The sequence below is a fragment of the Pseudomonas sp. NUPR-002 genome, assembly GCF_056322725.1.
On sequence record NZ_CM150476.1, the window covers coordinates 4,582,828 to 4,598,394 of the forward strand.

Below are 15,567 nucleotides of genomic sequence, written 5' to 3' on the forward strand. Positions count from 1 at the left end.
CTTAGTCGCGCGCCAGCAAGCCGTGTTCGCGCAGCAGCCCGAGCAACCGCGCTACGGCGTCGTCAAGGCGTGTGGAGTTATCCAGCAGATAGACGCCTTGATCTGCCACGGTCAGTTGCTGGCTACGCGCCAGACGCCGCTCAATGTCCTCCAGGCTCTCTCGACCACGGGCCAGCAAGCGTTGGCGCAATACCTGCGGGTCGACGCTTAGCAATACCGCCAACAGATCCGGGTAACGTTGTCGGGCGATTGGCAGATACGCGCGCGAGCCGTTGATCAGCACGGTACGCCCCTGCTTCAGCCACTCATCAATCTGCACCGGGATGCCATAGGACAGGCCGTTGGCCTGCCAATGCAGGGCAAATTCGCCAGCGGCACACATCTGTTCGAAGCGCTCGGGAGAAACGCCCTGCGCATCTTCGCCCTTGGCCTCGGCCGAGCGAGTGATCACCCGCCGGGCGATGGCCACGTTGTGCATCGCCAATACGGGCCGGGCAGCATCGATCAGCGAGTCCTTGCCCGCACCGGAAGGCCCCATCAAGTAAACCAGGCGCCCAGGCAAAGCTGTACGGCGCGCGGTTCTTGCGTCATGCTGCATAGCCACTATGCTCATCAATAAGGAAGCTTGCGCATTCTAGGCGCTTTCCCGGCTGTTTTCGCCTGCTGCTTACAGGTGGCGGTAAATCAGCTGATGGGACGCTGAATGAAAAAATGAAAAAATTTGAAACCAGTGCTCATTTCTGACAATTGGTACTGGCAAAACGCCTTCACACGACTCAATATTTGTCACAGAATTGACGCCAAGGAACCGGCGACAATGAGGCATGATGCACACCTCATTCACAATTCAGGTTGAACATTTTGTTGCCGTGATGGTCGTACTGAGATCGTGCGGCCAATTTCGAAAACCGCTTCCCCTGAACTACAATCGGTCAATTATATGCGCCCAATGAAACAGGCTGTTTACTCAAGCCGCACCGCTGACAAATTCGTCGTCCGCCTCCCCGACGGAATGCGTGAGCGCATTGCCGAGGTAGCGCGCCACCATCACCGCAGCATGAACTCGGAAATCATCGCCCGCCTGGAACAGAGCCTGATCCAGGAAGGAGCTCTGGGTGACGAGCTGAGCATGCGCCTGGACAGCCCGGAGCTGTCGCTGCACGAGCGTGAACTGTTGCAACGCTTCCGCCAGCTGTCACACCGACAGCAGAACGCACTGGTGGCCCTGATTGCTCACGATGTCGAGATGGCCGCAGACGCTTCCTGAGCCCTGCCCGCCTCAACAAAAAAGCCAGCTTACGCTGGCTTTTTTGTATGTGGACGCTGGCATTTACAACAGGAAGATCGTTGCCAGGCCGAGGAAGATGAAGAATCCGCCACTGTCGGTCATGGCCGTGATCATCACACTGGCGCCCATGGCCGGATCACGTCCCAGGCGCGCCAGGGTCATGGGGATCAACACCCCCATCAACGCCGCCAACAGCAGGTTAAGGGTCATTGCCGCTGTCATCACCACACCCAACGACCAACTGCCGTACAACAGGAACGCCACCACACCGATCACACCGCCCCACACCAGGCCATTGATCAGGGCTACCGCCAGCTCCTTGCGCATCAGCCGCGACGTATTGCCAGGGCTGACCTGATCGAGCGCCATGGCGCGGACGATCATGGTGATGGTCTGGTTACCGGAGTTACCGCCAATACCCGCCACGATCGGCATCAGCGCTGCCAGCGCCACCAGCTTCTCGATCGAGCCCTCGAACAGGCCAATCACTCGGGATGCCACGAAGGCGGTGATCAGGTTGATCGCCAACCACGCCCAACGGTTGCGCAATGAACGCCAGACCGAGGCGAAGATGTCTTCCTCTTCACGCAGACCGGCCATGTTCAGCACTTCGGTCTCGCTTTCTTCACGAATCAGGTCGACCATTTCGTCGATGGTCAGACGGCCGATCAAGCGACCGTTCTTGTCTACCACCGGCGCCGATACCAGGTCATAACGCTCAAAGGCCTGGGCGGCGTCGTAGGCGTCTTCTTCCGGGTGGAACACCACCGGGTCGTCCGCCATGACTTCGGCGACTTTCTTGTCTGGGTCATTGACCAGCAAACGCTTGATCGGCAACACGCCCTTGAGCAAGCCGTCGTAATCGACCACGAACAATTTGTCGGTATGCCCTGGCAGCTCTTTGAGGCGACGCAGGTAACGCAGTACCACTTCCAGGCTGACATCTTCGCGGATGGTCACCATCTCGAAGTCCATCAGCGCACCGACCTGCTCCTCGTCATAGCTCAACGCGGAGCGAACGCGCTCACGCTGCTGGGCATCGAGGGTTTCCATCAGCTCATGAACAACGTCACGGGGCAGCTCAGGCGCCAGGTCGGCCAGTTCGTCGGCGTCCATCTCCTTGGCTGCAGCGAGCAACTCGTGATCGTCCATGTCGGCGATCAGGGTTTCCCGAACCGAGTCGGATACTTCCAGGAGAATGTCGCCGTCGCGCTCGGCTTTGACCAGCTGCCAGACCGTCAGACGGTCGTCCAGCGGCAAGGCTTCGAGAATGTAAGCAACGTCGGCAGAGTGCAGGTCATCGAGCTTGCGCTGCAGCTCGACGAGGTTCTGGCGGTGAACGAGGTTTTCCACCAGGTCGTGGTGATGACCTTCCTGACGGTGGGTCAGGTCTTCGACCACGCGTTGACGCTGCAGCAGTTCGACCACCTGAGCCAGGCGATCCTGCAAGCTCTCTTGCGTCTTTTTTGCTTCGATTTCAGTCATAGGCGAACTCCACTCCCAGCAGCGGAGCACGCCGGGAGAATCAATCAGTCAGATCTTGATTGGCAAAACTTGCTATTGAGTAACTACTGGGTAAGTCCATGGTGGTTTTCCACAAGCCCCGGCGGGACTGACGGGCGCAATCATACACCGCTTGGGCCGTCAGGGTGCTGAAAAAATCGTGGCTAGAACAATCGTTTGCGCGGCATTGTTATGACAACCTCTGCAGCTATCAGTGCGACGGCTACCACGGTAAAAAAAACACATGTCACAACGAAAAAGATAGAACGCCGGAAAGCAAAAAGCCCGCCTTATTAGGCGGGCTTTCTGTTGTATGGTGCACTCAGGAGGATTCGAACCTCCGACCGCTCGGTTCGTAGCCGAGTACTCTATCCAGCTGAGCTATGAGTGCAGGGTTGGCGCTTGATAGACCAGGTCACCTCTGGTTGAAGCTGAAACAACTTTCAAGAAGAAAACTGCTTCGTCGTATGGTGCACTCAGGAGGATTCGAACCTCCGACCGCTCGGTTCGTAGCCGAGTACTCTATCCAGCTGAGCTATGAGTGCAGGGTTGGCGCTTGATGGACCAGATCACCTCTGGTTGAAGCTGAAGCGACTTTCAAGAAGAAAACCGCTTCGTCGTATGGTGCACTCAGGAGGATTCGAACCTCCGACCGCTCGGTTCGTAGCCGAGTACTCTATCCAGCTGAGCTATGAGTGCATTTGTTACCGCGCATTATAGGCCGCTAAATCTTTTTGCCAACCACTTTTTCGTTTAATTTCAACGACTTACGCGATTCAGGCAGATTACAGCGTCCTACATGAATAATGGCGGAGAAGGGGGGATTCGAACCCCCGATACCCTTGTGAGGTATACTCCCTTAGCAGGGGAGCGCCTTCGGCCACTCGGCCACCTCTCCGCAACACGGGGCGTATAATAACCAGAGCTTTCCCCGTTTGCAAACTCTTTTTTGAAAAAAAATCGATAAAAATTAATGGCTTGGTTCTTCGTCCTTCTCTTTCTTGATTCGCAGGTAGATTTCCTCACGGTGAACAGCCACTTCTTTAGGGGCATTCACACCGATTCGCACCTGGTTTCCTTTGACGCCAAGCACGGTCACGGTGATTTCGCCGTCGCCAATGATCAGGCTCTCGGCGCACCGACGAGTCAGAATCAACATATCTTTGTCCTCACGAAATTCAGTTCAGGGATAACAGTCTGCAAAATTAAGGGCTTGAGCCTTTAGCCCGTGACGGCCACCGACCTACGCCTAAGTATTGACTAGCGCGAGCAAAACGACAGTTTTCTCCCACCCGCCAGAAACGCGAAGGGCGCGGCTAAGCCGCGCCCTTGAGGCAACGCCTTACTCACCCTGTCGGGAAGGGGCGTCCAGTTCGAAGGCGGTGTGCAGGGCGCGCACCGCAAGTTCCAGGTACTTCTCTTCGATTACCACCGAAACCTTGATTTCGGAGGTAGAGATCATCTGGATGTTGATGCTTTCTTTAGCCAGTGCTTCGAACATGCGGCTGGCCACGCCGGCGTGAGAGCGCATACCAACGCCAACGATCGACACCTTGGCAATGTTGGTATCACCCACCACTTCGCGAGCATTGAGCTCTTCAGCGGTTTTGTCCAGGACCTTGTGGGCCTTGTCGTAGTCGTTGCGATGTACCGTGAAGGTGAAGTCGGTGGTGTTATCGTGCGAAACGTTCTGCACGATCATGTCGACTTCAATGTTCGCGGCGCTGATCGGGCCGAGGATCTTGAAAGCAACGCCCGGGGTATCCGGCACGCCGCGAATGGTCAGCTTGGCTTCATCGCGATTGAAGGCGATGCCGGAAATGATCGGCTGTTCCATGGATTCCTCTTCATCAATAGTAATGAGGGTACCCGGACCCTCCTGGAAGCTGTGCAGCACGCGCAGCGGAACGTTGTACTTGCCGGCGAACTCGACGGCACGGATCTGCAACACCTTGGACCCGAGGCTGGCCATCTCCAGCATCTCTTCGAAGGTGATCTTGTCCAGACGCTGTGCCTGGGACACCACGCGCGGGTCGGTGGTGTAGACACCATCGACGTCGGTGTAGATCTGGCATTCATCGGCCTTCAATGCTGCCGCCAAGGCAACACCGGTGGTGTCAGAACCGCCACGACCGAGCGTGGTGATATTGCCGTGCTCGTCAACGCCCTGGAAGCCCGCCACGACAACCACGCGACCGGCCTTGATGTCGGCACGGATCTTCTGGTCGTCGATCTGCAGGATGCGCGCCTTGTTGTGCGCGCTATCGGTGAGGATACGGACCTGGTTACCGGTGTAGGACACCGCAGGAATCCCCCGCTTCATCAGCGCCATGGCCAGCAAGGCGATGGTCACCTGCTCACCGGTGGAGACAATCACATCCAGTTCACGCGGAACCGGCTGATCGCTGATCTGCTTGGCCAGATCGATCAGGCGATTGGTTTCACCACTCATCGCCGACAGCACAACCACCAGGTCATCGCCGGCCTCGCGGAATTTCTTGACCTTGTCGGCAACCTGTTCGATTCGCTCGACCGTGCCGACTGAAGTGCCGCCAAATTTCTGTACGATCAACGCCATTTCAAAGCCGCCTCAGCCCATGAAGGGCACCCAATAAACATTCAAACGACACCAAGGCCCGTCACTAGACGACGGGCCGGATGGCGCCTTAAACGCCCTGCTCCACGAATGGCACGGTCAGGGCCAGTGCGTTGTCCAGCGCAGCGGTGTCAACGCCACCGCCTTGCGCCATGTCTGGACGACCACCGCCCTTACCACCCACCGCGGCAGCGGCTTGCTTCATCAAATCACCGGCTTTGAGTTGGCCAGTCAGGTCTTTGGTCACACCGGCAACCAGCACGACCTTTTCCTCATGGACACTGCCGAGCAGGATCACTGCGCGGCCGAGTTTGTTCTTCAGCTGATCGACCAGCGCCAGCAGCGCCTTGCCATCCTGGCCGTCCAGGCGTGCAGCCAGGACCTTGACGCCCTTGACGTCAACAGCCGAGTTGGACAAGTCGTCACCGGCAGCACTGGCGGCCTTGGCCTGCAATTGCTCCAGCTGTTTTTCCAGCTGGCGGTTGCGCTCCAGCACGGCCGACAGTTTGTCGATCAGGTTGTCGCGACTGCCCTTGACCAGCTGCGCCGCCTCTTTGAGCTGCTCTTCGGCAGCATTGAGGTAGGCCAGTGCCGCTTCACCGGTGACCGCTTCGATACGGCGCACACCAGAAGCCACACCACCTTCGCTGATGATCTTGAGCAGGCCGATATCACCGGTACGCTTGGCGTGGATACCACCGCACAGCTCGACGGAGAAGTCACCGCCCATGCTCAGTACGCGCACGCTGTCGCCGTATTTCTCGCCGAACAGCGCCATTGCGCCCTTCTGCTTGGCGGTTTCGATATCGGTCTCTTCGGTTTGCACCTCGGAGTTCTTGCGCACTTCGCGGTTGACGATGTCTTCCAGAGCCTTGAGCTGCTCCGGCTTGACCGCCTCGAAGTGACTGAAGTCAAAACGCAGGCGCTGGCTATCAACCAGCGAGCCTTTCTGTTGTACGTGCTCGCCCAGCACTTGACGCAAGGCGGCGTGCAGCAGGTGAGTCGCAGAGTGGTTCAGCGAGGTGGCGTGCTGCACATCAGCATCGACCTTGGCGTGCACCTTGGAACCCACGACCAGGGTACCGCTGGCGACCAGACCGTGGTGCAGGAACGCGCCACCGGTTTTGGTGGTGTCACGCACGTCGAAGCGCACGTTGGCCGCTTGCAGGTAGCCGGTGTCACCGACCTGGCCACCGGACTCGGCGTAGAACGGCGTGCGATCGAGGATCACGACGCCCTGCTCGCCTTCAGTCAGTTGCTCAACGACCTTGCCGTCTTTATACAGCGCAACGATATTCGCCTCGCCTTCGGTGCTGGTGTAGCCAGTGAACTCGGTGGCGACATCGACCTTGACCAGGGTGTTGTAGTCCAGGCCAAAGGCGCTGGCGGAACGGGCGCGCTCACGCTGCGCTTCCATTTCCCGCTCGAAACCTGCTTCGTCGATGGTCAGTTCACGCTCACGGGCGATGTCGGCAGTCAGGTCCATCGGGAAACCGTAGGTGTCATACAGTTTGAACACCACGTCACCCGGCACCACGCTGCCTTTGAGTTCGGCCAGGTCTTGCTCGAGGATCTTCAGGCCCTGCTCCAGGGTTTTAGCGAACTGCTCTTCTTCAGCCTTGAGCACGCGCTCGATGTTGGCCTGCTGCTGGGTCAGTTCCGGGAAGGCTTCGCCCATCTCGGCAACCAGCGCGGCAACAATCTTGTAGAAGAAGCTGCCGGTAGCGCCCAGCTTGTTGCCATGACGGCAGGCACGGCGAATGATGCGGCGCAGTACGTAACCGCGGCCTTCGTTGGACGGCAGGACACCGTCGGCAATCAGGAAGCCGCAGGAACGGATGTGGTCCGATACCACTTTGAGCGACGACTGCTCTTCGTTCTTGCAACCGATGGCGGCGGCAGCAGCGTCGAGCAGGCTGCGGAAAAGGTCGATCTCGTAGTTCGAGTGTACGTGCTGCATGACCGCACTGATACGCTCAAGACCCATGCCGGTGTCTACCGATGGTGCTGGCAGCGGGTGCAGCACACCGTCAGCGGTACGGTTGAACTGCATGAAAACGTTGTTCCAGATCTCGATGTAACGGTCACCGTCTTCTTCCGGCGAGCCGGGTGGGCCGCCCCAGATGTCCGGGCCGTGGTCGTAGAAGATCTCGGTGCAAGGACCGCACGGGCCGGTATCGCCCATGGTCCAGAAGTTGTCGGAGGCGTAAGGCGCGCCCTTGTTGTCACCGATACGCACCATACGCTCGGCGGGTACGCCGATTTCCTGGGTCCAGATATCGTATGCCTCGTCATCGCTAGCATAGACAGTGACCCAGAGCTTTTCTTCCGGCAGGTTCAGTACCTTGGTCAGGAAGGTCCAGGCGTAGGTGATGGCGTCTTTCTTGAAGTAGTCACCGAAGCTGAAGTTACCCAGCATTTCGAAGAACGTATGGTGACGGGCGGTGTAGCCGACGTTTTCCAGGTCGCTGTTCTTGCCACCGGCGCGCACGCACTTCTGGCTGCTGGTCGCGCGGGTGTAGGCGCGCTTTTCCTGGCCAAGGAAGCAGTCTTTGAACTGGTTCATCCCCGCGTTGGTGAACAGCAGGGTCGGGTCGTTGCCCGGAATCAAAGAGCTGGAGGCAACTCGGGTGTGTCCCTGCTCTTCGAAGAAGCGAAGGAAGGCTTCACGGATTTCTGCGCTTTTCATAGGTTCTTCCACGGAAACGGCGGCCTGAAGGCAAATGCTTGCGTCAAATTGACGAAACGACGGCAAAGGGCCGCATTATATCGGGCCTTAGGCTTGGATGCAGTGTGTTTATGCTATAGAAACCGTCAATTGGACGGTCTTCGACATTTGGCCGATGCACTATTACTGCGGCTCGAAGGTAAAATTGGCAAGGCCTGCCGGATGAAATGCCATTCATCCGCAGAAAAATCGTTAGCAACCTATACGTTTGCGCCACATATGTGCTAATAATTCTCCGCCGCCGACCATCGGTGGCAACGTTCTCAGGGCGGGGTGCAATTCCCCACCGGCGGTAATTGCGCACTGCGCATAGCCCGCGAGCGCTTGCAAGCTTGCCTTGCAAGGTCAGCAGACCCGGTGTGATTCCGGGGCCGACGGTCATAGTCCGGATAAAGAGAGAACGGGATAGGCACACCTGTGCCTGTCGCTGTGCACCTGCGTGGCGAAATCCCCTTCGATCCAGATGCCCTGTTTCTCATACAAACAGGAGTCCGTTTCAATGCAACCTACCGCAATCGATAGCAAAAACCCTTCCCACGAGCGCGTCGCCTTTATCCAGGCCTGCTGGCACAAGGATATTGTCGATCAGGCACGTAAAGCCTTCGTCGAAGAAATGGGTGTTTTGGGCTATCAGGCAAGCGATATCGATTTCTTTGAAGTCGGTGGCGCCTTCGAAATTCCTTTGCACGCCAAGCTGCTGGCCCGCAGCGGCCGCTACGCCGGCATCGTTGCCGCAGGCCTGGTGGTTGATGGCGGCCTGTACCGTCATGAGTTCGTGGCCCAATCGGTGATCAGTGGCCTGATGCAGGTGCAACTGGAAACCGAAGTGCCGGTCTTCTCGGCGGTGCTGACCCCGCACCACTTCCATGCTGGCGATGAACACCAGAACTTCTACTTCGAACACTTTCTGGTCAAAGGCGCTGAAGCGGCAAAAACCTGTGCGGACACCCTGCAGAAACTGCGCGCCCTGCGCCGCAATGAGCTGCCACAGAAACGCGTAGGCTAAAACCAGGTGGGAACGGGCTTGCCCCGCGATTGCGCTCTGCCAGGCACAGCGCGATCGCGGGGCAAGCCCGCTCCTACAGGTTCAGGCCAGGTGGTCTGGGGTGGTTGGTACCACCAGAATGCCGGCACGCAAGCCGTTCTTGACTTTGGGGTTGGGGAAAATGATGCGCGCACCCTCCTCCTCGACAATCCAGCGCGTACTGCTCAGGTCTTCTGCTAGCAGATAACCCTTGGACAACTCGGAAAAGTTCTCGATGTCCGCCGGCAGGTGCAGGTGGAAGCTGTCGCTGTGCTTGATGATTTCGCGGGCAACACTGAACAGCTGCAAGCCATCCAATGCGTCAGGCTCGGAAGGCTCATTGCCTTCGATAATCTGCTTGAGCCGGGTTTCCAGGCGATCAAGGTTGACCTGCTCGTTCTGCCCGAACGGCCGTGCCTTGCCCAGCTCCAGGGTAAAGGCTTCAGCTTCCAGCTGCTCATAGGTGAACGCGGTGAAGGTCACCGACACCTTGCTTTGCAACAGCACCGCCTCCATACCAGCGGCGCGCAGGCGTGCCAGCTCGCGACGCGAATGCTGACGCCCCTCCTTGAATGGATACAGGGCGAACTGCTCGATCTTCGAACCACGAATGGCGGTATGCAGGTCGTAGTGCAACCGGTTACGCCCGGGAACACTGAAAAAAGTGGTGGCCAAACGCTCAAGCTCACAGGCGCGCAACGCCTCCGAACCACTGGACAGTTCATGCCGACCATTGAACAGGCGATTGACGTCCTGCTCGATATAGCGCTCCCCCTTGCGAATCGCTTCGGGGTTGCCAAACAGAAACAGAATCCGCGCCCGCGGCTTGATCTCGCCCCGGGCAATGCCATGCAGCAACTCGTCGAGCAACTCGATGGGCGCGGTTTCATTGCCATGGATACCCGCCGACAACAGCAGGTCCATGCCATTGTCACGAGCTTCAGGAGGACGCACTTCAAGTGCGCCCTCACCCAGCCAGCGCATGCGCACGCCGTCGACAGTCAACTGGGTCTTCTCTGCCGGTTCACGACCGGCCAGGGTCAGTTCGAGCAGTTTGCCGAGGGCGAGCATGGGCTATTCCTTAGTGATGGTGGCCGCAGTCAGGACCATGAACGTGATCATCATCGTCGCCGGCGTCGGCCGGTTCCATTTCCAGTTGCAGGCTGACCAGATTGGTGGCCAGCGGACGCAGCAAGAGGTTGGCGTACTCGGTGTCGTCTTCTTCAACGTCGACGCCGATCAACAGCTGACCACGGCCATCCTGCTGAATCCAAACCTCCTTGCCTTGCCAGACCACCGCAAAGCGCGTGCAGGATGTTTCCAGCTGGGTACCATCGTCATCTTCAAGGATCAGCTGCAGGGCGTCGGACATAGTCGAATTCTCTCTCAAGGTTGGAGTTGGAACGGATAGACCGAACCCAGTTTGAGGATCTGGGTCAGTTCATCCAGTGCCGTACGACATTCGAGCAACAGCTGCGGGTCCGCTAGGTCGGATTCGCTCAGGCGGTCGCGGTAGTGCTTGTCGACCCACTGGGTCAGGGTGTCGTACAGCGGCGCCGTCATGATAACCCCTGGATTGACCGCTGCCAGTTCAGTTTCGTTGAGTGCGACGCGCAACCGCAGGCACGCCGGGCCACCGCCGTTCTGCATGCTCTGCTTGAGGTCGAAAACCTTGACCTCGGTAACCGGACCGCCAGAAGCAGTCAGGCTCGACAGGTAAGCCCAGACCCGCTCGTTGTTGCGGCACTCTTCCGGCACGATCAGCAGCATCGAACCATCGGCACGGGACAACAGCTGGCTGTTGAACAGGTAGGAACGCACTGCGTCCTCCACCGTGACAGCCGAGCGCGGTACACAGATCGCCTTGAAGTTACCGCCCCGTTTAGCCAGTTTAGCTTGCAGTTGGCCAAGCATTGCCTCGGTCTCGAGGAAGGCATCTTCGTGATAGAACAGCACCTCGCCGTTGCCCACGGCGATCACATCATTGTGAAACACCCCCTGGTCGATCACGGCAGGGTTCTGCTGAGCATAGACAACGCCCTCTTCGCTCAGCCCATGCAGGCGCGCGACGGCCTGGGAAGCCTCAAGGGTCTGGCGGGCCGGGTACTTCTGCGGGGCCGGGTAACGGGTGTCGAATGCACTGCGGCCATACACGAAAAACTCAACCCCGGCCTCGCCGTAGCTACGGCAAAAACGCGTGTGGTTGGCCGCGCCTTCATCACCGAACTGTGCCACCGCGGGCAACGCGGCGTGATGCGCAAAATGCTTGCTGTCGGCGAACATCGCGCCCAGCACGCGGCTGGTGGTCGGGTGTTCGATGCTGCGGTGGTACTTGCAGTTCAGGTTGGCCGCGGTGAAATGCACACGGCCGTCGGCGGTATCAGCACTCGGGCTGACCGTCGCAGCGTTGGCGACCCACATGCTCGATGCCGAGCAACTGGCGACCAGCAACGGCATCGCCTCTTTGGCGGCACGCTGAATCACCTCGGCGTCGCTACCCGAGAAACCCAGACGGCGCAGTGCAGCCACATCCGGGCGCTCCTGCGGAGCAAGGACGCCTTGCTGGAAGCCCATTTCCATCAGCGCTTTCATCTTCGCCAGGCCCTGACGCGCTGCTTCGCGCGGGTTAGAGCCCTGCTGGCTGTTGCTTTGCGAAGCAACGTTGCCGTAAGACAGCCCGCCGTAGTTATGCGTCGGTCCCACCAGACCATCAAAGTTCACTTCAAACGATTTCATCGGCAAGGCTCCGTGGACCTTTTGTTATAGGGAGACGCCTGGCGTCAGCGTGGCAGGCAGGGTCAGGCTGGCGGTCTCCAGCGAGGCTACCGGGTAAGCGCAATAGTCGGCTGCGTAATAGGCACTGGCACGGTGGTTACCGCTGGCACCCACACCGCCAAAGGGTGCACTGCTGGCCGCACCGGTCAGCTGCTTGTTCCAGTTGACGATGCCGGCACGGCTTTGCAGCCAGAAGTACTGGTAGCGTGCATGAGAGTCGGACAACAAGCCGGCCGCAAGGCCGTACTGGGTGTTGTTGGCCTCGGCGATGGCCGCATCGAAATCGCTGTAGCGGATAACCTGCAGCAGCGGACCAAAGAATTCTTCGTCTGGGCGGTCGGCTACCGCCGTCACATCGACAATACCTGGCGTCAGCAACGCCGCAGAGGCTTGCGGCTGGGTCATTGTCAGCAACGACACCGCACCATTAGCCAGCAACTGCGCCTGAGCATCGAGCAAGGCCTTGGCTGCGGCCAGGGAAACCACCGAGCCCATGAACGGCGCAGGCTGTTGATCGAAGGCACCAACCGAGATGGTTTTGCACACTTCAACCAGACGCGTGAGCAACGAATCGCCCCATGCGCCTTGTGGCACCAACAGGCGACGCGCGCAGGTGCAACGCTGACCGGCGGAAATGAAGGCCGACTGGATGATGGTGTAGACCGCCGCATCGAGGTCTTTGACCTCATCGACGACCAGCGGGTTGTTGCCGCCCATTTCCAGCGCCAGGATCTTGTCCGGGCGACCGGCGAACTGCTGGTGCAACAGGTTGCCGGTACGGCTGGAGCCGGTGAAGAACAGCCCATCGATGCCTGGGTTGGCGGCCAGCGCCACACCGGTTTCACGGGCGCCCTGAACCAGGTTCAGCACGCCCGCCGGCAGGCCGGCCTCAATCCAGCATTTGACGGTCAGCTCGGCGACCTTGGGGGTCAGCTCGCTCGGCTTGAACACCACCGTGTTACCGGCCAGCAACGCCGGAACGATGTGCCCATTGGGCAGGTGGCCGGGGAAGTTGTAAGGGCCGAACACCGCCACCACACCATGCGGTTTGTGGCGCAGCACTGCGGTGGCATCGGCCAGCGGGCCGCTTTTCTCACCGGTACGTTCGCGGTAGCTCTGCACGGAAATGGCAACCTTGTTGACCATGCTGGTCACTTCGGTAGCGGCTTCCCACAGTGGTTTACCGGTTTCTTCACCGATGCAGTGGGCAAGTGCGTCAGCGTTAGCCTTGAGCGCTGCGGCGAAGGCTTCCAGCACGCTGATGCGCGCCTCCAGCGACTGCAACGCCCAGCCTGCAAAGGCCTGGCGCGCGGCCCGAACAGCGCTGTCGACCTGGGCGGCGTTGGCGCCCTGGCCTTGCCAGATAACCTGTTGGCTGACCGGGTTCAGCGACTGCAGCGCCTCGCCCTGCCCTGCCTGCCAATGGCCGGCGATATAGTGAGTCGTCATTACTTGGCCTCCCGGGCGGCAGACAGCGGCACGGCACGCACCTGATCACCGGCGCTCAGGCGCAGGCGTTTTGCAGTCAACGGATCGACCACCAGGGTACCGGCCGCCAGGCGCGCCGGTGCCGCGGTGATGCGGCACTCTTCGCGCTTACGGTTATGAATGATGAACGGCGTGGCGTCGTCGCCTGGCGTGCCGACTGCCAGCACCAGGGCCTGGCTGTCGTGCACCGCACGAATCTTGCTGGTTTCGCATTCCACCGCCGGGCCTGCGTCGAAGATGTCGACATAGCCCTGGTAGCTGAAACCTTCACCCTTGAGCATCGCCAGCGCAGGCTCGGTGTCGGTATGAACACGCCCGATCACGCTGCGCGCATCCTCGGAAAGGAAGCAGGTGTACAGCGGAAACTTGGGCATCAGCTCGGCGATGAACGCCTTGTTGCCAACACCGGTCAGGTAGTCAGCCTGGCTGAACTCCATTTTGAAGAAGTGCCGCCCCAGGCTTTCCCAGAACGGTGAACGCCCCTGCTCATCCGACATGCCACGCATTTCGGCAATGATCTTGTTGCCGAACAGTTCGGCAAACTCGGCAATGAACAGCAAACGCGCCTTGGCCAGCAGGCGGCCATTGAGGCCGGTGCGATAGTCGCTGCGCAGGAACAACGAGCACAGCTCGGAATTGCCGGTCAGGTCGTTGGCCAGAAACAGCGTGGGGATCTCCCGGTAGATGTTCAGTTCCTGGGAGGCACTGACCGTCAGACCGACCCGGTAGTTGTACCAAGGCTCACGCAAGCCGACGGCACCGGCAATGGCGGAAATACCGACCACCACGCCTTCGTCGTTTTCCAGCACGAACAAGTAGTCTGCGTCACCGCGCTCAGCTTCGCCACGGAAGGTCTTCTCAGCCCAGCCGACCCGGTGCGACAGGCGCTCCTCGTTGGCCGGCAAGGTGGTCAGGCCGGTGCCGGTGCTGCGCGCCAACTCGATCAGCGCAGGTAAATCGCTGCTGCGTACGGGACGAACGATCATGCTATCTCCTCGGGCGGCGGCCTTTGGCCTGCCGCAAAACTCGACCTGGGGTGCTCGGTTATCGAACCGCAGGGATCAAACCGCTACCAGACGCACACTGGCGCCCTCACCGACGCCCAGGGCTTCGGCCGCTTCAAGACTCAGGGTCACCGGCTTACCCGGCACCCAATCCAGCTCCAGCAGTACCGCGCGGTAATCCTGCAACTGGCCATTGCAAACCAGGTAAGGCCGCCCGCCTTTGACCACGGTGCTGTCGAGCTTGACCGGCACCACACGGCTCTGGGCGATGGAACGGATGCTCGACACCCGCGCATGCAAGGTCGGGCCGCCGTCGAAAATGTCGATGTAGTGATCGGTCTCGAAGCCTTCGCGCATCAGGATGTCGAAGGTAATCTGCGCGCGCGGATGCACCTGGCCCATGGCCTCTTGCGCGGCGTCCGGCAGCAGCGGTACGTAGATCGGGTAATGCGGCATCAGTTCAGCCAGGAAGGTCCGGCTCTTGAGGCCACACAAGCGCTCGGCCTCGGCATAGTTGAGGTCGAAGAAGTTACGCCCGATGGCGTCCCAGAACGGCGAGTCGCCGCTTTCATCGCTGTAACCGACGATTTCGGTCACCACCGAATCAGCGAAACGCTCCGGGTGCGCCGCCATGAACAGCAGGCGGCCGCGGGAATTGAGCTCCGACCAACCGGTGCCGACCAGCTCTGGCAACACGTAGAAGCTGGTCAACAGGCTGTTGCCGGTGAGGTCATGGCACTGCGAAAGCACGTGGATCTTGTTGTGGATCTTCAACTCGCGCGAAGCATGCACAAAGGTCTCGTTACGAAAGCTGTAGAACGGCTCGGAATAACCGGCCGAAGCGACAATCGCCGAGCAGCCAACCAGCTTGCCGGTATCACTGTCTTCGAGCACGAAGAAGTAACTTTCTTCGCCATTGAAACTGACCTCGGCTGCGAACGACGTCTCCGAGGCGGCGATCTTGTCGCTCAGACGACCGGCATCATCCGGCAAGGACGTGACACCGATGGGGCTGTCCGCTGCCAGACGCTGTACTTCGCCCAGATCAGCCATTTGCGCGGGGCGCATCACCAGCATGGTGTCACTCCTTTCGGGAAAACAGGCCAGCCACTGCCGGCACAGAAAAAAAACAGCAAGCGCCCACCAGGCACGTGCTCTGAA

At 59.5% G+C, this 15,567-nt stretch carries 13 protein-coding genes, 4 tRNA genes and 1 riboswitch; of the genes, 2 read left to right on the forward strand and 15 right to left on the reverse strand.

The genetic code is table 11. The features are described from left to right. Position 1: 1 nt before the first annotated feature. Positions 2-598, reverse strand: coding sequence for a phosphonate metabolism protein/1,5-bisphosphokinase (PRPP-forming) PhnN (gene phnN / locus ACVWSC_RS20975; RefSeq protein ID WP_442108996.1), 597 nt, complete (start codon positions 596-598; stop codon positions 2-4). 342 nt (positions 599-940) lie between these two features. Between phnN and ACVWSC_RS20980 the strand changes: the two genes are divergently transcribed. After that, entirely contained in the window at positions 941-1,267 is a 327-nt protein-coding gene (locus ACVWSC_RS20980) for an Arc family DNA-binding protein (protein ID WP_038616878.1), read from the forward strand. A gap of 63 nt (positions 1,268-1,330) precedes the next feature. On the opposite strand, the gene mgtE is transcribed toward ACVWSC_RS20980, so the two are convergent. From mgtE to alaS, 8 genes are all read right to left on the reverse strand, one after another. Next, positions 1,331-2,773 carry a magnesium transporter gene (mgtE, locus tag ACVWSC_RS20985; RefSeq protein WP_442108997.1) on the reverse strand — a complete coding sequence of 481 codons (1,443 nt, stop codon included), beginning with the start codon at positions 2,771-2,773 and terminating at the stop codon, positions 1,331-1,333. Between the two features lie 332 nt (positions 2,774-3,105). Further along, positions 3,106-3,182, reverse strand: a tRNA-Arg gene (locus ACVWSC_RS20990). 77 nt (positions 3,183-3,259) lie between these two features. Further along, positions 3,260-3,336: transfer RNA gene (locus tag ACVWSC_RS20995), tRNA-Arg, on the reverse strand. 77 nt (positions 3,337-3,413) lie between these two features. Beyond that, positions 3,414-3,490, reverse strand: a tRNA-Arg gene (locus ACVWSC_RS21000). Between the two features lie 108 nt (positions 3,491-3,598). Beyond that, a tRNA-Ser gene (locus ACVWSC_RS21005) sits at positions 3,599-3,689 on the reverse strand. Between the two features lie 72 nt (positions 3,690-3,761). Next, positions 3,762-3,950, reverse strand: coding sequence for a carbon storage regulator CsrA (gene csrA, locus ACVWSC_RS21010; protein WP_002554426.1), 189 nt, complete (start codon positions 3,948-3,950; stop codon positions 3,762-3,764). A 183-nt stretch (positions 3,951-4,133) separates the two neighbouring features. Continuing rightward, complete coding sequence (locus tag ACVWSC_RS21015) at positions 4,134-5,369, reverse strand: aspartate kinase (RefSeq protein WP_442108998.1); 1,236 nt, start codon at positions 5,367-5,369, stop codon at positions 4,134-4,136. Positions 5,370-5,457: 88 nt separating this feature from the next. Further along, the gene (alaS, locus tag ACVWSC_RS21020) at positions 5,458-8,076 is read right to left on the reverse strand and encodes an alanine--tRNA ligase (RefSeq protein WP_442108999.1); all 2,619 of its coding nucleotides are present in this window, start codon (positions 8,074-8,076) and stop codon (positions 5,458-5,460) included. A gap of 294 nt (positions 8,077-8,370) precedes the next feature. Continuing rightward, positions 8,371-8,521, forward strand: a riboswitch (FMN riboswitch). Between the two features lie 93 nt (positions 8,522-8,614). On the opposite strand from alaS, the gene ACVWSC_RS21025 reads away from it, so the two are divergent. Then, positions 8,615-9,121 carry a 6,7-dimethyl-8-ribityllumazine synthase gene (locus tag ACVWSC_RS21025; RefSeq protein WP_442109000.1) on the forward strand — a complete coding sequence of 169 codons (507 nt, stop codon included), beginning with the start codon at positions 8,615-8,617 and terminating at the stop codon, positions 9,119-9,121. Between the two features lie 81 nt (positions 9,122-9,202). Here ACVWSC_RS21025 and astE read toward each other — a convergent pair whose 3' ends face one another. From astE to aruF, 6 genes are all read right to left on the reverse strand, one after another. Beyond that, positions 9,203-10,210, reverse strand: coding sequence for a succinylglutamate desuccinylase (astE, locus tag ACVWSC_RS21030; protein ID WP_442109001.1), 1,008 nt, complete (start codon positions 10,208-10,210; stop codon positions 9,203-9,205). A gap of 10 nt (positions 10,211-10,220) precedes the next feature. Then, a complete protein-coding gene (locus ACVWSC_RS21035; RefSeq protein ID WP_010226660.1) occupies positions 10,221-10,511 on the reverse strand; it encodes a topoisomerase II in 291 nt (96 codons plus the stop codon). Positions 10,512-10,525: 14 nt separating this feature from the next. Beyond that, positions 10,526-11,875, reverse strand: coding sequence for an N-succinylarginine dihydrolase (gene astB, locus ACVWSC_RS21040; RefSeq protein ID WP_442109002.1), 1,350 nt, complete (start codon positions 11,873-11,875; stop codon positions 10,526-10,528). Positions 11,876-11,899: 24 nt separating this feature from the next. Further along, entirely contained in the window at positions 11,900-13,363 is a 1,464-nt protein-coding gene (gene astD / locus ACVWSC_RS21045; protein WP_442109003.1) for a succinylglutamate-semialdehyde dehydrogenase, read from the reverse strand. Beyond that, positions 13,363-14,388, reverse strand: coding sequence for an arginine N-succinyltransferase (astA, locus tag ACVWSC_RS21050; RefSeq protein WP_442109004.1), 1,026 nt, complete (start codon positions 14,386-14,388; stop codon positions 13,363-13,365). The genes astD and astA overlap by 1 nt, the downstream gene beginning before the upstream one ends. A 75-nt stretch (positions 14,389-14,463) precedes the next feature. Then, on the reverse strand, positions 14,464-15,483 hold the full coding sequence (aruF, locus tag ACVWSC_RS21055; protein WP_133217357.1) for an arginine/ornithine succinyltransferase subunit alpha: 1,020 nt from the start codon (positions 15,481-15,483) through the stop codon (positions 14,464-14,466). Between the last annotated feature and the right edge of the window lie 84 nt (positions 15,484-15,567).